At 25.4% G+C, this 17727-nt stretch carries 17 protein-coding genes and 5 tRNA genes; 14 read left to right on the plus strand and 8 right to left on the minus strand.

What is annotated here, in order from left to right; all coding sequences use genetic code 11:
* Positions 1-86: 86 nt before the first annotated feature.
* The 5 genes from ffh to rplS all read left to right on the plus strand — a co-directional run bounded on the left by ffh (position 87) and on the right by rplS (position 3492).
* Positions 87-1436, plus strand: coding sequence for a signal recognition particle protein (gene ffh / locus ATN01_RS01975; protein ID WP_075433418.1), 1350 nt, complete (start codon positions 87-89; stop codon positions 1434-1436).
* Between the two features lie 108 nt (positions 1437-1544).
* Positions 1545-1790 (plus strand): 30S ribosomal protein S16, encoded by a 246-nt coding sequence (gene rpsP, locus ATN01_RS01980; RefSeq protein ID WP_075433419.1) that lies wholly within the window; start codon positions 1545-1547, stop codon positions 1788-1790.
* Positions 1780-2340: a ribosome maturation factor RimM gene (rimM, locus tag ATN01_RS01985; RefSeq protein WP_075433420.1), complete on the plus strand. Its 561-nt coding sequence runs from the start codon at positions 1780-1782 to the stop codon at positions 2338-2340. Before rpsP ends, rimM begins: the two co-directional genes overlap by 11 nt.
* Positions 2337-3107, plus strand: coding sequence for a tRNA (guanosine(37)-N1)-methyltransferase TrmD (trmD, locus tag ATN01_RS01990; protein WP_075433421.1), 771 nt, complete (start codon positions 2337-2339; stop codon positions 3105-3107). Before rimM ends, trmD begins: the two co-directional genes overlap by 4 nt.
* Before the next feature lie 37 nt (positions 3108-3144).
* Positions 3145-3492, plus strand: coding sequence for a 50S ribosomal protein L19 (gene rplS / locus ATN01_RS01995; protein ID WP_075433422.1), 348 nt, complete (start codon positions 3145-3147; stop codon positions 3490-3492).
* A gap of 94 nt (positions 3493-3586) precedes the next feature.
* Here the strand turns inward: rplS and tldD are convergent, their stop codons facing one another.
* Positions 3587-5038 (minus strand): metalloprotease TldD, encoded by a 1452-nt coding sequence (gene tldD / locus ATN01_RS02000; RefSeq protein WP_075433423.1) that lies wholly within the window; start codon positions 5036-5038, stop codon positions 3587-3589.
* Between the two features lie 112 nt (positions 5039-5150).
* Between tldD and aroQ the strand changes: the two genes are divergently transcribed.
* On the plus strand, positions 5151-5600 hold the full coding sequence (aroQ, locus tag ATN01_RS02005; protein ID WP_075433424.1) for a type II 3-dehydroquinate dehydratase: 450 nt from the start codon (positions 5151-5153) through the stop codon (positions 5598-5600).
* Between the two features lie 117 nt (positions 5601-5717).
* Here aroQ and fis read toward each other — a convergent pair whose 3' ends face one another.
* Together fis and rluD are read right to left on the minus strand one after the other, a co-directional pair.
* The gene (gene fis / locus ATN01_RS02010; protein WP_075433425.1) at positions 5718-6014 is read right to left on the minus strand and encodes a DNA-binding transcriptional regulator Fis; all 297 of its coding nucleotides are present in this window, start codon (positions 6012-6014) and stop codon (positions 5718-5720) included.
* Between the two features lie 125 nt (positions 6015-6139).
* Complete coding sequence (gene rluD / locus ATN01_RS02015) at positions 6140-7081, minus strand: 23S rRNA pseudouridine(1911/1915/1917) synthase RluD (RefSeq protein ID WP_075433426.1); 942 nt, start codon at positions 7079-7081, stop codon at positions 6140-6142.
* A gap of 142 nt (positions 7082-7223) precedes the next feature.
* Here rluD and ATN01_RS02020 point away from each other — a divergent pair, with 142 nt between their 5' ends.
* From ATN01_RS02020 to gshA, 6 genes are all read left to right on the plus strand, one after another.
* Positions 7224-7958 carry an outer membrane protein assembly factor BamD gene (locus ATN01_RS02020; RefSeq protein ID WP_075433427.1) on the plus strand — a complete coding sequence of 245 codons (735 nt, stop codon included), beginning with the start codon at positions 7224-7226 and terminating at the stop codon, positions 7956-7958.
* 72 nt (positions 7959-8030) lie between these two features.
* On the plus strand, positions 8031-10685 hold the full coding sequence (alaS, locus tag ATN01_RS02025) for an alanine--tRNA ligase (protein ID WP_075433428.1): 2655 nt from the start codon (positions 8031-8033) through the stop codon (positions 10683-10685).
* Between the two features lie 180 nt (positions 10686-10865).
* A complete protein-coding gene (csrA, locus tag ATN01_RS02030) occupies positions 10866-11051 on the plus strand; it encodes a carbon storage regulator CsrA (RefSeq protein WP_075433429.1) in 186 nt (61 codons plus the stop codon).
* A gap of 123 nt (positions 11052-11174) precedes the next feature.
* Positions 11175-11264: transfer RNA gene (locus ATN01_RS02035), tRNA-Ser, on the plus strand.
* Between the two features lie 31 nt (positions 11265-11295).
* A tRNA-Arg gene (locus tag ATN01_RS02040) sits at positions 11296-11369 on the plus strand.
* Positions 11370-11461: 92 nt separating this feature from the next.
* Positions 11462-13018: a glutamate--cysteine ligase gene (gene gshA, locus ATN01_RS02045; protein ID WP_075433430.1), complete on the plus strand. Its 1557-nt coding sequence runs from the start codon at positions 11462-11464 to the stop codon at positions 13016-13018.
* Between the two features lie 127 nt (positions 13019-13145).
* Here gshA and metK read toward each other — a convergent pair whose 3' ends face one another.
* Complete coding sequence (metK, locus tag ATN01_RS02050) at positions 13146-14285, minus strand: methionine adenosyltransferase (protein ID WP_075433431.1); 1140 nt, start codon at positions 14283-14285, stop codon at positions 13146-13148.
* A 253-nt stretch (positions 14286-14538) separates the two neighbouring features.
* Here metK and ATN01_RS02055 point away from each other — a divergent pair, with 253 nt between their 5' ends.
* The gene (locus tag ATN01_RS02055) at positions 14539-15267 is read left to right on the plus strand and encodes an endonuclease (protein WP_154021183.1); all 729 of its coding nucleotides are present in this window, start codon (positions 14539-14541) and stop codon (positions 15265-15267) included.
* Between the two features lie 11 nt (positions 15268-15278).
* Positions 15279-16028: a 16S rRNA (uracil(1498)-N(3))-methyltransferase gene (locus ATN01_RS02060; protein WP_075433432.1), complete on the plus strand. Its 750-nt coding sequence runs from the start codon at positions 15279-15281 to the stop codon at positions 16026-16028.
* Positions 16029-16604: 576 nt separating this feature from the next.
* Here the strand turns inward: ATN01_RS02060 and rpiA are convergent.
* The 4 genes from rpiA to ATN01_RS02080 form a co-directional block, all read right to left on the minus strand.
* A complete protein-coding gene (gene rpiA / locus ATN01_RS02065) occupies positions 16605-17273 on the minus strand; it encodes a ribose-5-phosphate isomerase RpiA (protein WP_075433433.1) in 669 nt (222 codons plus the stop codon).
* A 134-nt stretch (positions 17274-17407) separates the two neighbouring features.
* Positions 17408-17482 (minus strand) — tRNA-Gln (locus ATN01_RS02070).
* Between the two features lie 24 nt (positions 17483-17506).
* A tRNA-Leu gene (locus ATN01_RS02075) sits at positions 17507-17588 on the minus strand.
* Positions 17589-17602: 14 nt separating this feature from the next.
* A tRNA-Met gene (locus ATN01_RS02080) sits at positions 17603-17676 on the minus strand.
* Between the last annotated feature and the right edge of the window lie 51 nt (positions 17677-17727).

Raw genomic sequence — 17727 nt, forward strand, 5'->3', positions numbered from 1 at the left:
TTAATAAGAATTAAATATTCTTGTAAATAATTATTTTTATTTCAATTAAAATATATAGTTATAAATTTTAATATGAGTAATACACAATGTTTAAAAATTTAACTCAACGTCTTTCACAAAGTTTACATAAAATTACTAATAAAGGAAGACTTACAGAGGAAAATATTCAAGATACTATACGTGAAGTAAGAAAAGCATTATTAGAAGCAGACGTAACATTTTCAGTAGTAAAAAAATTTATAGATAACGTTAAAAACAAATCAATTGGTTGTACGATTAATAAAAGTTTAACACCTGGTCAAGAATTTATAAAAATTGTCAAAAATGAATTAATACTTGCAATGGGTGATAAAAATAATTCTTTAAATTTATCTATCAAACCACCAGCTATAATATTAATGGTTGGTCTACAAGGAGCTGGAAAAACAACTAGCTTAGCAAAATTAGCTAAATGGATTAAAAATAAACACAATAAAAAAATATTAATTGTATCTACTGATGTTTATCGTGCAGCAGCCATCAAACAACTTAAAATTTTATCTCAACAAATTTCAATAGATTTTTTTTCATCTAATGAAAATCAAAAACCTATAGAAATTACTAAAGCAGCAATAAAACACGCTGTATTAAAATTATATGATATTTTATTAATTGATACAGCAGGACGTTTACATATTGATAAAAAAATGATGGATGAAATACATCAAATACATCATGTATCAAAACCTATTGAAACACTATTAGTAGTAGATTCAATGATGGGACAAGATGCAATCAATATGGCAAAAATATTTAATAATAAATTATCCATATCTGGTATAATTTTAACTAAAACAGATGGGGATTCTAGAAATGGAATCGCGTTATCTATGCGTTATATCACTGGCAAACCTATTAAGTTTATAGGAACAGGTGAAAAAATTAATGAACTAGATGCTTTTTATCCAGAGAAAACTGCTGAAAGAATTTTAGGCATGAATGATGTCATATCTCTAATTGAAGATATAGAAGAAAAAGTAGATCAATTTCAAATTAAAAAACTAACAAATAAATTAAAAAAAGGTCATAATTTTAATTTAAATGATTTTTTAATGCAAATTAAACAAATGAAAAAAATAGGAGGATTAAATTATTTTATAGATAAATTTTCTAGAAATAATCTATTATCTAACAAAATATCATCCTTAAAAACAGATACAAATACCTTAAATAAACTAGAAGCAATGATATCCTCAATGACACCTAAAGAAAGAATAGAACCAGTTATTATAAAAGGTTCAAGGAAACGTAGAATAGCTTTAGGTTCAGGAACAAAAATACAAGATGTAAATAAATTATTAAAAAATTTTAATGATGTGAAAAAAATCATGAAAAAAATTCAAACTGGTGGAATATCAAAAATGATAAGAGGAATAAAAAATATATTACCTAAATAATAGAATTAAAAAACTATACATGGATAATATATCTATAATATAATTTTGAATTATTATTTAAAAACTAAAATTTTGATAGTTTCATCTACTTTAAAGAAGAAAACATATATGATAAAAATTCGTTTAGCTCGATATGGAACAAAAAAACGTCCTTTTTATAAAATGGTAATAGCTGATAGTCGTTTTTCTAGAGATGGTCGATTTATTGAACATGTTGGTTATTTTAATCCAATTACAAAAGGTAAATCTGAACAAATTAAATTAAATTTAGATCGTATTAAATATTGGAGAAATCAAGGAGCTAAAATGTCAGACAGAACAAAAAAAATCATTAAATTATTAAATGAAAAATAATTTTAAACATATTAGATCAATTAAACCAAACAATTCAATATTAGTAGGAAAAGTAGGAAAAGCCTATGGTATATTAGGATGGATTACCATTTTTTCTTTTTCAGAAAGAAAAGAAAAAATATTTCATTATCTTCCATGGTTTTTTTGTAAAGAAGACAAATGGACAAAAGTCCATGTTGATGATTGGAAAAGATACAAAAAAAATTTTATAGTACGAATACAAGGAATTTTTAATCGTACAGAAGCTGAAAATCTAACTAATTCAAATATCATGATTAATAATCATCAATTACCTGAATTAAAAAAAAATGAATATTATTGGTTTCAAATTATTAATTTTAAAGTATTTAATTTAAATCAAGAATATTTAGGTAAAGTAATTGATTTACTCAGGACAAAAGCTAATGATATTTTAGTAATTAAAAACGAATTTAAAATATATAAAAAAAATATTTTTATTCCTTTTATAAATGAAAAAATAATTAAAAAAATAGATATAAATAATAAACTTATTATAGCTCAGTGGAATCAAATTATATACTATAAATGAAAAAAACAGATGATAATACTTTAATATGGTTTAGAATTATTACAATTTTTCCAGATATGTTTCGTGCAATCACTAATTATGGAATAATCAAAAAAGCTATTCAAAATAACATTATTAATATTGATTTTATTAATCCAAGAGATTTTTCTCAAAATAAATATAAATCTATAGATGATCGTCCTTATGGAGGAGGACCAGGGATGTTAATGAGTGCTGAACCATTATATTTATCGATTCAACATGCAAAATCAACACTAAAAGAACATGCAACTATCATTTATATGTCTCCTCAAGGAAAAATTTTTCAACAAAAACACATACCAATATTAATCAACAAAAAAAGAATTATTTTTATTTGCGGTAGATATGAAGGAATTGATCAAAGAATCATTGATAACTATGTAAATGAAGAATGGTCTATTGGAGAATATATACTTACCGGAGGAGAACTAGCTTCTATGATTATGATTGATTCTATTTCTAGACTCATTCCAGGTGTTATTAAAAAAAAAGAATCCATAGAAGCAGAAACATTTTCTAATAATTTACTAGACTATCCGAATTATACTCGACCGAGAAAAATAAAAAATATATCGGTTCCAAAAGTATTACTATCTGGGAATCATAAAAAAATTCATCTCTGGCGATTAAAAAAATCACTAGAAAAAACATGGTTAAATCGTCCTGATCTCTTAAATAAAAAATTAACAACAGAAGAAACAATATTATTAAATCAATTTAAAAAAAAATATAATAAAAAATTATAAATGAATTTCTTTAGTTGTCTAATTTAAAGGTTAATACATGAAAAATATCATTTACGAAATAGAAAAAGAACAACTAAAAAAAAATATTCCTATTTTTAGATCTGGAGATACTATAGAAGTCAAAGTATGGGTGATTGAAGGTGCTAAAAAACGTTTACAATCTTTTGAAGGAGTTGTAATTGGAATAAAAAATCGTCATTTAAATTCATCTTTCACAGTTCGTAAAATTTCTAACGGAGAGGGTATTGAACGTGTTTTTCAAACACATTCTTATAGTATAGATGAAATCATTGTAAAAAGAAAAGGTTTAGTAAGAAAAGCAAAATTGTATTTTTTACGAAATAGAACTGGAAAGGCTGCGCGCATTAAAGAAAGACTAAAATAGAACAATGAAATATCATTTGCAAGAATATGCAGTCACGATGTAATTCTTGACTGCATTATTATATTAATTTTAAAAATAAATCTTACATAAACAATTAAGCCGTTCCACCTATTGTTAGGCTATCTAATTTCATAGATGGCTGACCAATTCCAACTGGAATATTTTGACCATCTTTTCCGCAGAAACCCATGCCTTCATCCATTTTTAAGTCATCACCAACCATTGAGATTTTTTGCATCACTTCTAAACCAGACCCTATTAACGTTGTATTTTTAATAGGAGTAGAAATTTTTCCTTGTTTTATTAAGTAGGCTTCAGAAGTAGAAAACACAAATTTACCTGAAGTGATATCAACTTGTCCTCCAGAAAAATTTACAGCATATATACCATAATCAACACTTTTTATAATATCGTCTATTTTTGATTTTCCAGGCAACATATAAGTGTTCGTCATACGAGGCATAGGCAAATAAGAATAAGATTCACGACGACCATTTCCTGTAGATTTTGTACCCATTAAGTGTGCATTAAGTTTATCTTGCATATATTTTTTTAATATTCCCTTTTCAATTAATATATTATGTTGACCTGGAGTGCCTTCATCATCAATGTTCAATGAACCACGTTGATTAGATATTGTTCCATCATCAATGATAGTACATAATTCTGATGCTACTTTTTTACCAATCATATTCGTAAAAATAGAAGTTTTTCTTCTATTAAAATCACCTTCTAAACCATGTCCAATTGCTTCATGCAATAAAACACCTGGCCAACCAGATCCTAAAACTACTGGAAATGTACCTGATGGAGCTTCTTTAGAAGATAAATTTAGTAAAGCAATTCGTACTGCTTCTTTAGCCCAATAATCAATTCTCACTTCATTAGAATTTTCATATTTTTTTAAAAAAAAGTCATAATTCGTACGACTACTTCCTCCACTTCTGCCCCGTTCTCTTTTCCCATGATCTTCAACTAAAACACTAATTGAAAAATATACTAGCGGTCTTATATCTGCAGCTAAACTGCCATCAGTTGAAGCAACTAACACTTGTTCGTATGAGCCTGTTAAAGTAACATTGACTTCTACAACACGATGATCAAAGCTACGAGCAATATGATTTGCCCTATAAAGCAAGTCATTTTTATCTTGAGAAGAAAATTTATGTAAAGGATTAATATTAGTGTAAAATGGTACTGTATTTTTTGTTGATAATGTTTTTGTTTTACCTCCTCCTTTTGTAAATATAATACTATTAGCCATATTTGTACTTTTTATTAAAGATTTTAGTGATATTTGATCTGCGTATGCAAAGCCTGTAGTCTCTCCTTGAATAGCTCTTACTCCCACGCCTTGATCTGAATGACAACTACCTTCTTTAATAATTCCATTTTCTAAATGCCAAGATTCATAAAGATGAGATTGAAAATAAAAATCCCCGTAATCTATTTTACGCTTACAAAGTTCTTCTAAACAAATAAAAATATCTTGATGATTTATTTTATTTACAGTTAATAAAGATTCAGTAACTAATTCAACTGTCATTTGAACCCGCTTAATTTATAATGGTCTTGTAAAAACTTATTATAAAATATAAAATAAAAAATAAACAACATTTTTTATATGTTTAAAACAATTCTTAAGTAGAGATTTCTATATGAAACAAAATAAAAACATATTAATAGTAAATGGACCTAATTTAAATCTTTTAGGGACAAGGGAAATCGAAATCTATGGACATCTTAGTTTGCTTGATTTATTAGAAAAATTAGAAAAAGAAGCTAAAAAACTAAATTTTAAATTACAACATTTACAATCTAATGCAGAACATGTTTTAATTGATACAATTCATGCTTCAAAAAATAAAATTGACTATATTATTATTAATCCTGCAGCATTTACACATACTAGTATAGCAATTAGAGACGCTTTAATTTCTGTTGATATTCCATTTATTGAAGTTCATATTTCAAATATTTATTCAAGAGAAAACTTTCGTTCCCATTCATGGTTATCTGACATTTCTAAAGGTGTAATAAGTGGGCTGGGTGTCGACGGTTATATTTGGGCGCTAAAAACAATCTTTAACAGAATTGGGAAAATATAAAAACATGAAAAAATTTATGAATATATTTTTTTAAAAAAAGATCTTGCACTCTCTTATAAGAAATTAATTCTTAATAAAACATAGAAAGTGCAGAAAAAAATAATATTTAAATCTTCACTAATTCATACCATATTGTTTTAATTTTTTACGTAATGTACTTCGATTAATTCCCATTAGTAAAGCTGCACGTGTTTGATTTCCTCGAGTATGTTGCATAACTATATCTAATAAAGGTTGTTCTAATTCAGCTAACACTAATTTATATAAATTATTTATACATTTTCCATTTAGATTTAATAGATAATGTTTTAAAGATTTTTTTACAGATTCACGCAAAGGTTTTTTGACAATTTGATTTCGAGAATTCATAAAAGATACGATTAAAAATTCTGTTTTTGTAGATTCATCTAACATGATATTGGCAACTCTTTATTTTTTTAAATTAAAAAAATTATAAAATTAAAAAACAAGTAAATTTAGAATAAATAATATGTTTTATTTAAAATAAATACAATAAATAAAAAATAACTTTCCGATTTTTATAAATTCAAAAGAAGATTTTTCATATCTTGAGGAAGCGGAATTGTCCAAGACATCAAAGATCGACTAGCAGGATGACAAAAAGCAATATGACTGGCATGTAATGCTTGACGAGAAAATTGATATTTTTTTTTATATACATCCTGATATTTTTGATAACTTATACAACGATTAAGACCTCTATATAGAGGATCTCCAACCAAGGGATAGCCAATATGTAACATGTGAACACGAATTTGATGTGTTCGCCCTGTTTCCAATCGTATCAATATATGAGTATGACATTTAAAACCATTGATGATTTTGTAGTGCGTAACTGATTTTTTTCCCAAATGATGAACCATCATACATATTCTCTTTTTATGGTGACGCATAATAGGAGCATTTATAGTTCCACCAGAAATCATTTTTCCTTTGACAATGCCCTGGTATTCTCTAGAAATTTTTCTTTTTTTTAACAATTTTAATAAAAAATTGTAAGAAAAAATAGTTTTTGCTATTACCATTAATCCACTTGTATTTTTATCTAAACGATGAACGATACCTGCTCGCGGTAAATATTTAATATTTTTATAATGATATAATAAAGCATTAAAAATAGTACCTGTATTATTACCAGCACCTGGATGAACAACTAAACCCGCAGGTTTGTTAATAACTAATATTTCATTATCTTCATAAACAATATTCAAATTAATTTTCTCTGGCAGATTAAATGAAATATCATTTAAAAAAATATAGACAGTAATTATTTCTCCGCCTAATATTTTTCTATCAGGTTGATTAACTATATGATCATTAATAAAAACTTGATTAATTAAAATTAATTGTTTTAAATATGAACGAGAATATTCTTTAAACAATTTAGATAACACCTGATCTAATCTTTTCCCTGATAAAGAAACAGAAGATACAATGGCATTTAGTTTTATTTTTTTCAAAAATATTATCCTCGCTATAATTAAATATTATATACATTTATAAACTTAATTCTAAAAATTTATAAAAAATAATATTTAATAATACTATTAAATATAAATTTTTTTAATAAAAATTTTATTAAATCAAACTGAATAAATCATAATGAAAACAAAATACAAAGCTATATTTATTTTTATCATTCTATTTTTAAATTTAACAGTACATTGTCAAACTTTAAAGTATTTTCCTTTAATCAAAAAAAATATGCTTTACGAAAATGCTAAAAAAAAATTAAAAGAAAAAAAATTTGATGAAGCAATAACCATCTTAGAAAATATAAAAAAAAATAATATTTTTAATACTGATAATGATAAAATTCAAATAAATTTAATTTATGTATATTACAAAAATTTTAATTTTAATATGGCTCAAAAAACTGTACAAGAATTTATCAGTCTTTATCCACATCATCCAAATTTAGATTATGTATTATACATGAAAGCTTTAATTGTTTTAGCTATGGATAAACATATATTCTTTAAAATTTTTCCTATAGAATATGATAAAAACGATCCTATTCACGCAATAAATGCATTTTTTCAATTTAAATATTTAATTGATAGATATCCTAATAGTCCATATGTAATAAATTCTAAAAAACACATGATATGTATAAAACGTCGTTTATCAGAATATGATCTGAAAATTTTAAAATTTTATTTTTCACGTAAAAAATATATAGCAGTTATTAATAGAGGTGAAGAAATCATTCAGAAATATCCAGAAACATTAGCTGCACGAAAAGCATTGACATATATGAAACAATCTTTTTTTGCTCTAAAGATTTTCGATACTGCTAAAAAAATATCAAAAATAATATCGTTAAACAATAATTGAAAAACTAATTAATAGTTTTAAAAATATTGAAGTATAAATTAATATTTGATTTTAAAATTAAAAAGAATAATCATGAATAAAACAACCAGTGAAATACGTCAAGATTTTCTAAAATTTTTTCAAAATAAAGGACATATAATTCTTCCAGGTAGTTCTTTAGTTCCAGAAGACGATTCTACTTTATTATTTACTAATGCTGGTATGAATCAATTTAAAGAAATTTTTTTAGGTCAAAAAAAAATTAATCACTCTCGTGTTGTTACAGTTCAAAACTGTTTAAGAACTGGTGGAAAACATAATGATTTAGAAAATGTAGGATATACTTCTAAACATCATACATTTTTTGAAATGCTTGGTAATTTTAGTTTTAATGATTACTTTAAAGAAGAAGCTATACAATATGCTTGGGAATTATTAACATCAAAAAAATGGTTTAATATACCTGAAGATAAATTATGGGTTTCAGTCTATAAAAATGATTATGAATCATATAAAATCTGGAAAAATATAATTCAAATACCTCCCGAACGTATTATAAGGATAGGTGATAAAAATAATTGCAAGTATAATTCCGATAATTTTTGGCAAATGGGAGATACTGGTCCATGCGGACCATCAACGGAAATATTTTATAATTATAGTGATAAATTAATAAAAAATTCATTAGAATTTTTCAAAAATGAAGGTAATTGTTTTCTTGAAATTTGGAATATTGTTTTTATAGAATTCAATCGAATTTCAAAAACAAAAATAGTTCATTTACCAAACAAATGCATAGATACTGGTATGGGACTAGAAAGAATATCTGCTGTTTTACAAAACGTAAATTCTAATTATGATATTGATATATTTCAAGAATTAATTAAAAATATATCCATGTTAACTTCTATAAAAGATTTAAATCACGTTTCATTGAGAATTATAGCTGATCACATTAGATCATGTGCATACATTATTTCAGATAATATTATTCCATCTAATGAAAACAGAGGTTACGTTTTAAGACGAATTATTAGAAGAGCCTTAAGACATGGGCACAAACTTGGCATTAAAGAAAAGTTTTTTTATAAATTAGTATCTACTTTAATTAAAGTAATGGGTGAAAACTCTGATATATTAAAGAAAAAAAAAGAAAAAATAAAAAAAATATTAAAAATGGAAGAAATACAATTTTCTTATACTCTCGATAAAGGACTAAAAATATTAGATGACGAAATAAAAAAAGCAAATTCTAACACACTTTCTGGTGAAACCCTTTTTTATCTTTATGATACCTTTGGGTTTCCCATTGATTTAACATCTGATGTGTGTCGTGAAAAAAATATAAAAATAGATTATATTAGTTATAAGTTACTAAAAGAAAAACAAAAAAGAGAATCTAGTAGAAAAAATAAATTCTATAAAAATTACAATAATAGTATCATTGTAAATGATAAATGCTTATTTGAAGGATACAACAAACATAAGACAAAATCTGTAGTAAGATATATTTTTATAAAAAATCAATTAGTTAAAAAAATTATGAAAAATGAAACTGGAATTATTTTTCTTGATAAAACAACATTTTACGGAGAATCTGGTGGACAAATAGGAGATATAGGTGAATTATACAATAAAAATTCACGTTTTATAGTCGAAAATACAAAAAGATACGGGAAATCAATAGGACATATTGGAAAACTCATTATAGGGGAAATTAAAGTTCATGATTGTATATCTAGTCAGATCAATCAAAATTATCGACATTCTATTCAAATAAACCATTCAGCTACACATTTACTACATGCTGCACTACGTGAAACTTTTGGAGATGATGTATTTCAAAAAGGTTCTTTGGTCTCTGATACACATTTAAGATTTGATTTTTCTTGCTTTAAAACCATAAAAACATCTCATATTCAAAAAATTGAACATATTATTAATATGAAAATTCGTGATAATATTCTTATTAAAGCACAAATGTTAAATTTAGAAGAAGCAAAAAAAAAGAAAGCAATGTGTTTGTTTGAAAATAAATATAGCTCTAAAGTCAGAACTGTCTTTATAAAAGATTTTTCGATTGAACTTTGCGGTGGAACTCATACAAAAAGAACTGGAGATATAGGACTTTTTAAAATTTTTTCTCAATCAAGTGTATCTTCCGGAATTAAAAGAATTGAAGCTAAAACTGGACAAAAAGCAATAGCTTATTTACATGAAAAAGATAATAATATACAAGATATATCTTTTTTACTAAATTGTAATTCTGCTTGCATTAAAGATAAAATCACAAAATTAATAAATAAAACAAAACAATTAGAAAATAAAATCATTGATTTTCAAAATAAAGAAAATGCAAAAAATATAAAAAAATTAGTTAAAAATGCTAATGAAATAAAAGGAATAAAATTTATATCACATATCTTTCATAATTATGAACATAAATTATTACGAACAATAGTTAATCAATTAAAAAAAGAACTAAAGAACATAGTGATAATATTGGTTAATATTATAGATAACCATTTTACTATTGTGATTGGAGTGTCAAAAAATTTAATTAATCATATAACAGCTAAAAATATTATAAATATAATTATGAAAAAAATAAAAGGAAACGGTGGAGGAAAAGAAGAAATCGCCGAAGGAGGAGGTATCAATACAAAAAAATTACCGATTATTTTAAATAGTATGCAATCATGGATTAATGTTAAATTAAAAAATAAAGATGATTTTTTAATATATTAAAAAGTAAATTTATTTTAAATTAAAAGTTTTTAAACAAATAATACTAATTTGTGTCAATCTACTTATAAAAAATATAATATATCATAAAATGTTTTTTGGTCTACGTTTAACCCTATATTATTCATAAAACCAGGGATTGGAAAGACCGAACTCTTTTAATCTTTTAAGGAGCAAAAAATAATGCTGATTCTAACTCGTCGAGTTGGCGAAACATTAATCATTGGAGATGAAATAACTGTAACAGTACTAGGAGTTAAAGGTAACCAAGTTCGAGTTGGTGTTAACGCCCCTAAAGAAGTTTCGGTACATCGTGAAGAAATCTATCAACGTATTCAAGCTGAAAAAAAACAAAAAAAAAGTTTCTAATGAATCATGCATCTTACTACTTGTTAAGTAAGATGCATTTTTATTCATCTCTATGAAATTCATAAAATGTGTTTGACTTATATCTAAAAAAAAGTACAATAATGATTGTAAAATAAAAAATCAGGTGAGATGGCCGAGAGGTTAAAGGCGCTCCCCTGCTAAGGGAGTATGTAAAAAAATTTTGCATCGAGGGTTCGAATCCCTCTCTCACCGAAATAATATTATAATTGATCAACATCAATATGCATCCGTAGCTCAGTTGGATAGAGTACTCGGCTACGAACCGAGCGGTCGGAGGTTCGAATCCTTCCGGATGCATAAAATATACTAAAATATCTCTTTAACATGAACATGAATATAAACAAACTTTTTCAAAATATAAAATAAACATGTTAAATCAGGAGTAAAAATTGATACAAGATATCTCAGAAAAAATTTCCTGGTTAAAACAAAATCCTAGAATATTAAAAGGTATCTTTCGAGGAATTGAGCGTGAAACTTTGAGAATTCAAAAAAATGGACGATTTTCTGAATCTTCACATCCCAATTCTATTGGATCAGCTTTAACCCATAAATGGATTACTACTGATTTCGCAGAAAATTTATTAGAATTCATCACTCCAAGTAGCAATAACATCAATTACTTATTATCTTTTTTGAAAGATATTCATTGTTTTGTAGCATCTAAAACACAAAATGAAAGAATGTGGCCATTTAGTATACCCTACTGTTACGATGATAAAACAAATATTAAAATTGCTCAATACGGATCTTCTAATTTAGGAAGAAAAAAAACTACTTATCGTATGGGTCTAAAAGCGCGTTATGGTGATCTTAAGAATACCATTTCTGGTATACATTATAACTTTTCATTACCCTTAAATTTTTGGCGTCATTGGAAAGAAAAAAATAAAATAGATTCTATTTCATCAGGATATTTAAATTTAATTAGAAATTATTATAGATTTGGCTGGATTATTCCTTATTTGTTTGGCGCGTCTCCAGCAATTACATCACATTTTTTAAAAAATAAACAAAAAATACATAAATTCAAAAAGAACAAAGATAATATATATTATTTACCATGGTCTACTGCACTAAGATTAAGTGATATGGGATATACTAATACGAACATTATGGATTTAAACATTACATTTAATAATTTAAATTCATATCTTAAATCACTACAATATGCAATGATGACTCCATCAAAAAAATTTATAGAAATAGGTTTACAAGATATATCTGGCAACGTTCAACAATTAAATACTAATATTTTACAAATAGAAAACGAACTTTATACACAAATCAGACCCAAAAGAACACCATACAATGGTGAAACACTTATAGAAGCATTAAAAAAAAGAGGTATTGAATATGTAGAAATACGTTCATTAGATATAAATCCATTTTCATCAATAGGTATAGATAAAAGTCAAATATTATTATTAGATTTATTTTTAATCTGGTGTACCTTAATTGATTCCCCAAAGATGAATAAATCGGATTTTATCCTGACCACTAGAAACTGGGAAAAAATTATTTTTGAAGGAAGAAAACCGAATCAAAAAATTTATATTAATCAAAAAAATGAAACAAAAACACTAGTTGAAATTGGTGAAACCATTTTTCAAGATCTCAATAATATTGCGTATATACTTGATAAAATAGAAAATAATCAATTGTATCAAGAAGTATGCGAAAAAATCATTTCATTTTTTAAAAATCCAGATTTAACTTATTCTGCTCAATGCTTAAAATATTTTCTTGAAATAGGTGCAAAAGAAACTGGTTTAAATTTTTCAAATAAATACCATGAAGAATTCATTAATAAATCACATAAAATTTTGCATCAAACATTACTAGAAAATGAAGTCATACATTCACATGAAAAACAAAAAATTATAGAACAAGAAGACAAAATATCTTTTGAAGATTACATCAAAAATAAAAACTACCCATGCTAACAATAAACATGGGCAATATTACAATGACCATATATTCTTATTCATAAAACATTCTTTTTATCTTTAAAAATTGATATACTCAAAAAATATTTAATATTTAGCATTGAAAATTTTAAATCATATTACATTATTTTGATAATTGATCTATTTTATCAGTTTTTTCCCAGGGAAACTCATTTCTTCCAAAATGACCGTAAACTGCTGTACTAAGATAAATTGGCTGTATAAGATCTAACATCTTAATTAATCCATATGGACGTAAATCAAAAATATCACGAATCAAAAAAATTAAAGATTGATTGCTGATTTTCCCAGTATTAAATGTTTCAACCATAATAGAAATTGGTTCTGCTATTCCAATTGCATATGATAATTGAATTTCACAACGATCAGCTAAACCAGCTGCCACAATATTTTTAGCTACATATCTAGCTGCATATGCTGCAGAACGATCTACTTTAGAAGGATCTTTGCCAGAAAAAGCTCCTCCACCGTGTCTAGACATACCACCGTAAGTATCTACAATAATTTTGCGACCAGTTAAACCGCAATCTGCAACTGGACCTCCTATAACAAATCTACCGGTAGGATTAATAAAAAATTTAGTGTTTTTTGTTAGCCATTTTTTTGGTAAAACTGGTTTTATAATTTCATCCATAATTGCATCTTTTAAAATATTTTGAGAAATATTTTCTCGATGTTGTGTTGAAAAAACTACAGTGTCTATTGCTACTATATTTCCATTTTTATATCTAAACGTTACTTGACTTTTAGCATCAGGCCTCAACCAAGGTAAAATTTTATTTTTTCTTAATTCAGATTGTTTTTTCATTAAAAGATGAGCATAAGTAATAGGAGCTGGCATGAAAACATCAGTCTCATTAGTAGCATAACCAAATATAATTCCTTGATCTCCAGCTCCTTGTTCTAAAGGATTAATACGATCTACACCTTGATTTATATCAATAGATTGTTTTCCAATTGTGCTTAAAACAGAACAAGAATCAGCATTAAACCCCGTATCAGAATCAATATAGCCGATATTTTTAATAGTATTACGAGTGATTTGTTCTACATCAACCCATGCAGTTGTTGTAATTTCTCCTCCAATTAAAACCATCCCTGTTTTAACATATGTTTCACAGGCAACACGTGCTTTTTTATCTTGTTTAAGAATTTCATCAAGTAAAGCATCAGAAATCTGATCAGCTATTTTATCTGGATGACCTTCTGAAACAGACTCAGATGTAAAAAGATATTCATTCATTTTCATTTACCTTTTTTTTATTGATATTTAACAAATTTATCATGTGAAATTTTATAAAAATATAACATCATGCATATGAAATATGTATTAATTTCTTACTATAAAAAATTGTTTTTATATGATATTTCTTTTTAAGAATATTTCTTGATATTTATTTTCAAAAAAATTAATATATATTGTATATTCATATTAATTAAAAAAATGTTACACATGTTTTTAATATAATTTATTATACAAAATTAATTTTTAAAAATTGATAAAAATACAAAATGATAAAAAAAATAATAATTATAATCAGTATGTTTTTTTTTTCTTTTCAATTAAACAAAATCATTTCAAACAACAAAAAATAAAAAATTTTCATCAAGCTAAACTAAAAGCAATAAAAATTCACCAACAAGTTCCAGGCTCATTTTATTGTGGATGTAAAATTATCTGGAAGCAAAAAAAAGGTATTCCTATTTTATCATCTTGTGGGTATAAAATCCGTAAAAATAAAAATAGAGCTACACGAATTGAATGGGAACATGTAGTACCAGCATGGCAATTTGGACATGAAAAAACATGTTGGAAAAAAGGTGGTCGTAAAAAATGTACAAAAAATCAAATTTATAATAATATTGAATCAGATCTTTATAATTTAGAACCAGTTATTGGCGAAATCAATGGAGATCGTTCTAATTTCATGTACGATGAATTAAATAAACAAACTTCAAAATATGGAAAATGTAATTTTAAAATAGATTTTACAAAAAAACTAGTCGAACCACCTGTAAGAGCTCGGGGAGCTATAGCTAGAACTTATTTTTATATGAGTAAACGATACAACATTTCGTTATCTCTTAAACAAAAAAAAATATTTGAAAAGTGGGATATAGAATTTCCTGTTACAAATTGGGAATGTAAAAGAGAGGGGTTAATATTTCAAATACAAGGCCATCATAATAATTATGTGTATAGAAAATGTCTTATTAAGAGGTGAGATTTAATCTTATGAAACATAAGATACCACGTATTTATATGAAAGAACATTTACAAATAAATCAAACTTATAATTTGTCAAAAGACAATAGTCATTACCTTAGCAAGGTTTTAAGAATAAAAATTCAAGATAAAATAGAAATATTTAATAATACTAATTATGTTTTTTTTGCTAAAATAATATGTATTACCTTTCACGCAATAAAAATTAAAATTTATAAAAATGAAATTAAAAATAATGAATCTTCTATTAATATCCACATAGGACAAGTGATTTCTAAAAATGATAAAATAGAATTTATTATACAAAAATCTACTGAAATGGGTATTAAACAAATTACACCTTTATTTTCTGAAAATTGTAATATTCAGCAAAAATTCTTTAATTTTTCTCATAAAATAAAACGCTGGAAAAAAATAATAATATCTTCTTGTCAACAATGTAATCGTAATATTATTCCTAAAATAAAAAAACCTGAAGATATTTTATCATGGTGTAAAAACAATAAAAAAAATGATATGAAAATTATTTTCCATCCGGAATCTGATGTCACAATTAATCAACTAACTGAATTTAAAAAATACATTAGAATAGTTATTGGTCCTGAAGGTGGATTTTCAAAAAATGAGATTAAAAAAATTATTAAATGTGGATTTACTTCCGTTAAATTAGGTCCTAGAATATTAAGAACAGAAACGGCTGCTATTGTAGCAATCACTGCGCTACAAACAAAATTTGGTGAGCTAAAAAATAGTTTTTGATAAAACTCTTATCAATTATAATTTTTAATATTATATCTAAAAAACTTATCTTTTAGTAAGGATAAACACTATTAGTAACCCATGAAAAAATTATAAGATAACTGACTAGAAAAATTTTTTATCATAATTTCTGAAAAAAATAATTAAAGTTTTTCCCATTCCTAATTTTACAAAAATTCGATAAAAATCGATTAAAATGATATTATCATATTTAAACTAGAAACTAAAATCACATCTTTAACAATTAAAAATAGATTCTAATATGTTACATTGATAATAATATAAAATATAGTAAAAAGTAAAACGAACACGATATATGTTTTTTAAAAAAACATGTTTAGAAACAAAAATTTTTTTATATTTATCTGCTGTCACTTTATCTTTAAAAAAACTTGAATCGATTGCATTGTAAAATAGTCAAACAAGAAACATGCTTAGTATCATATATACATTTATATTTATATAATATTTTAGAAGTGTTAATGAATTTATTATATTTTTCTGTGCAATTTAATTATTAACGGATAATTTATATATACAAATATTATTTCTAATTTTAAATTTTTTTGAATATAGTTAAAATTTATTTTTTTTAATAACTTTAACACCTTTTCGTGTACCAATTAAAACAATATCGGCAGATCTTGAGGCAAATAAGCCTACTGTTACTACACCAGGTAGTGAATTAATTTTTTTTTCTAAAAAGACAGGATCTTTTATATGTAAATTATATACATCTATAATAATGTTCCCATTATCTGTAATGATATTTTTTCGATATTTTGGTTGTCCTCCAATTTTTATTATTTCTTTTGAAATATAAGACAACGCCTTAGGAATTACTTCAATAGGTAAGGGAAAATTACTAAAAACATCTACTATTTTTGATTCATCAACAATACAAATGAATTTTTTTGCTATTGCAGCAATAATTTTTTCTCTAGTTAAAGCTGCTCCTCCTCCTTTAATCATTTGCATCTGATGATTGATTTCATCAGCACTATCAATATAAATAGGAAGTGAACTGAAATTTTGCAAATTAAACACCTGTATTCCATTTTTTTTTAATAATAACGTAGAATTATTAGAACTAGATACTGCTCCGTATATTATTTTTTTTATTGTACTTAATGCTTCAATAAAAAAAGAAACAGTAGTGCCAGTGCCAACTCCAATGATAGTACCAGGAAGAATATAATCTAATGCTGCCCATGCGGCTTTTTTTTTTAATTTATCTAAATTCATAGTATAAAAATTTATCTTAACAATTTAAAATAATAAATTATTTGTTAGTTGAATTAAAAATTAATAAACACTAAAAAATAACATGATTTTTAAATGTTATTTTATATAGGAATTAAACAAGATAGTACCCAGATTGGCTGGGGTACCTGGATTCGAACCAGGGATGCCGGTATCAAAAACCGGTGCCTTAACCTCTTGGCTATACCCCATTTCTTATTGTATGTTGTAAAATATACGGGAGGCGAGATTTGAACTCGCATACCTTTCGGCGCCAGAACCTAAATCTGGTGCGTCTACCAATTTCGCCACTCCCGCGCTAAAATATCTAGTAGCTACGACGGGATTCGAACCCATGACCCCAGCGTTATGAGTGCTGTGCTCTAACCAACTGAGCTACGTAGCCTATTAAATAAATTTTTAATTATCTAAGAGTTGTTATACTTTATAATATATC

Source organism: Buchnera aphidicola (Diuraphis noxia) (assembly GCF_001700895.1).
Taxonomy (GTDB): Bacteria; Pseudomonadota; Gammaproteobacteria; order Enterobacterales; family Enterobacteriaceae; genus Buchnera; species Buchnera aphidicola_D.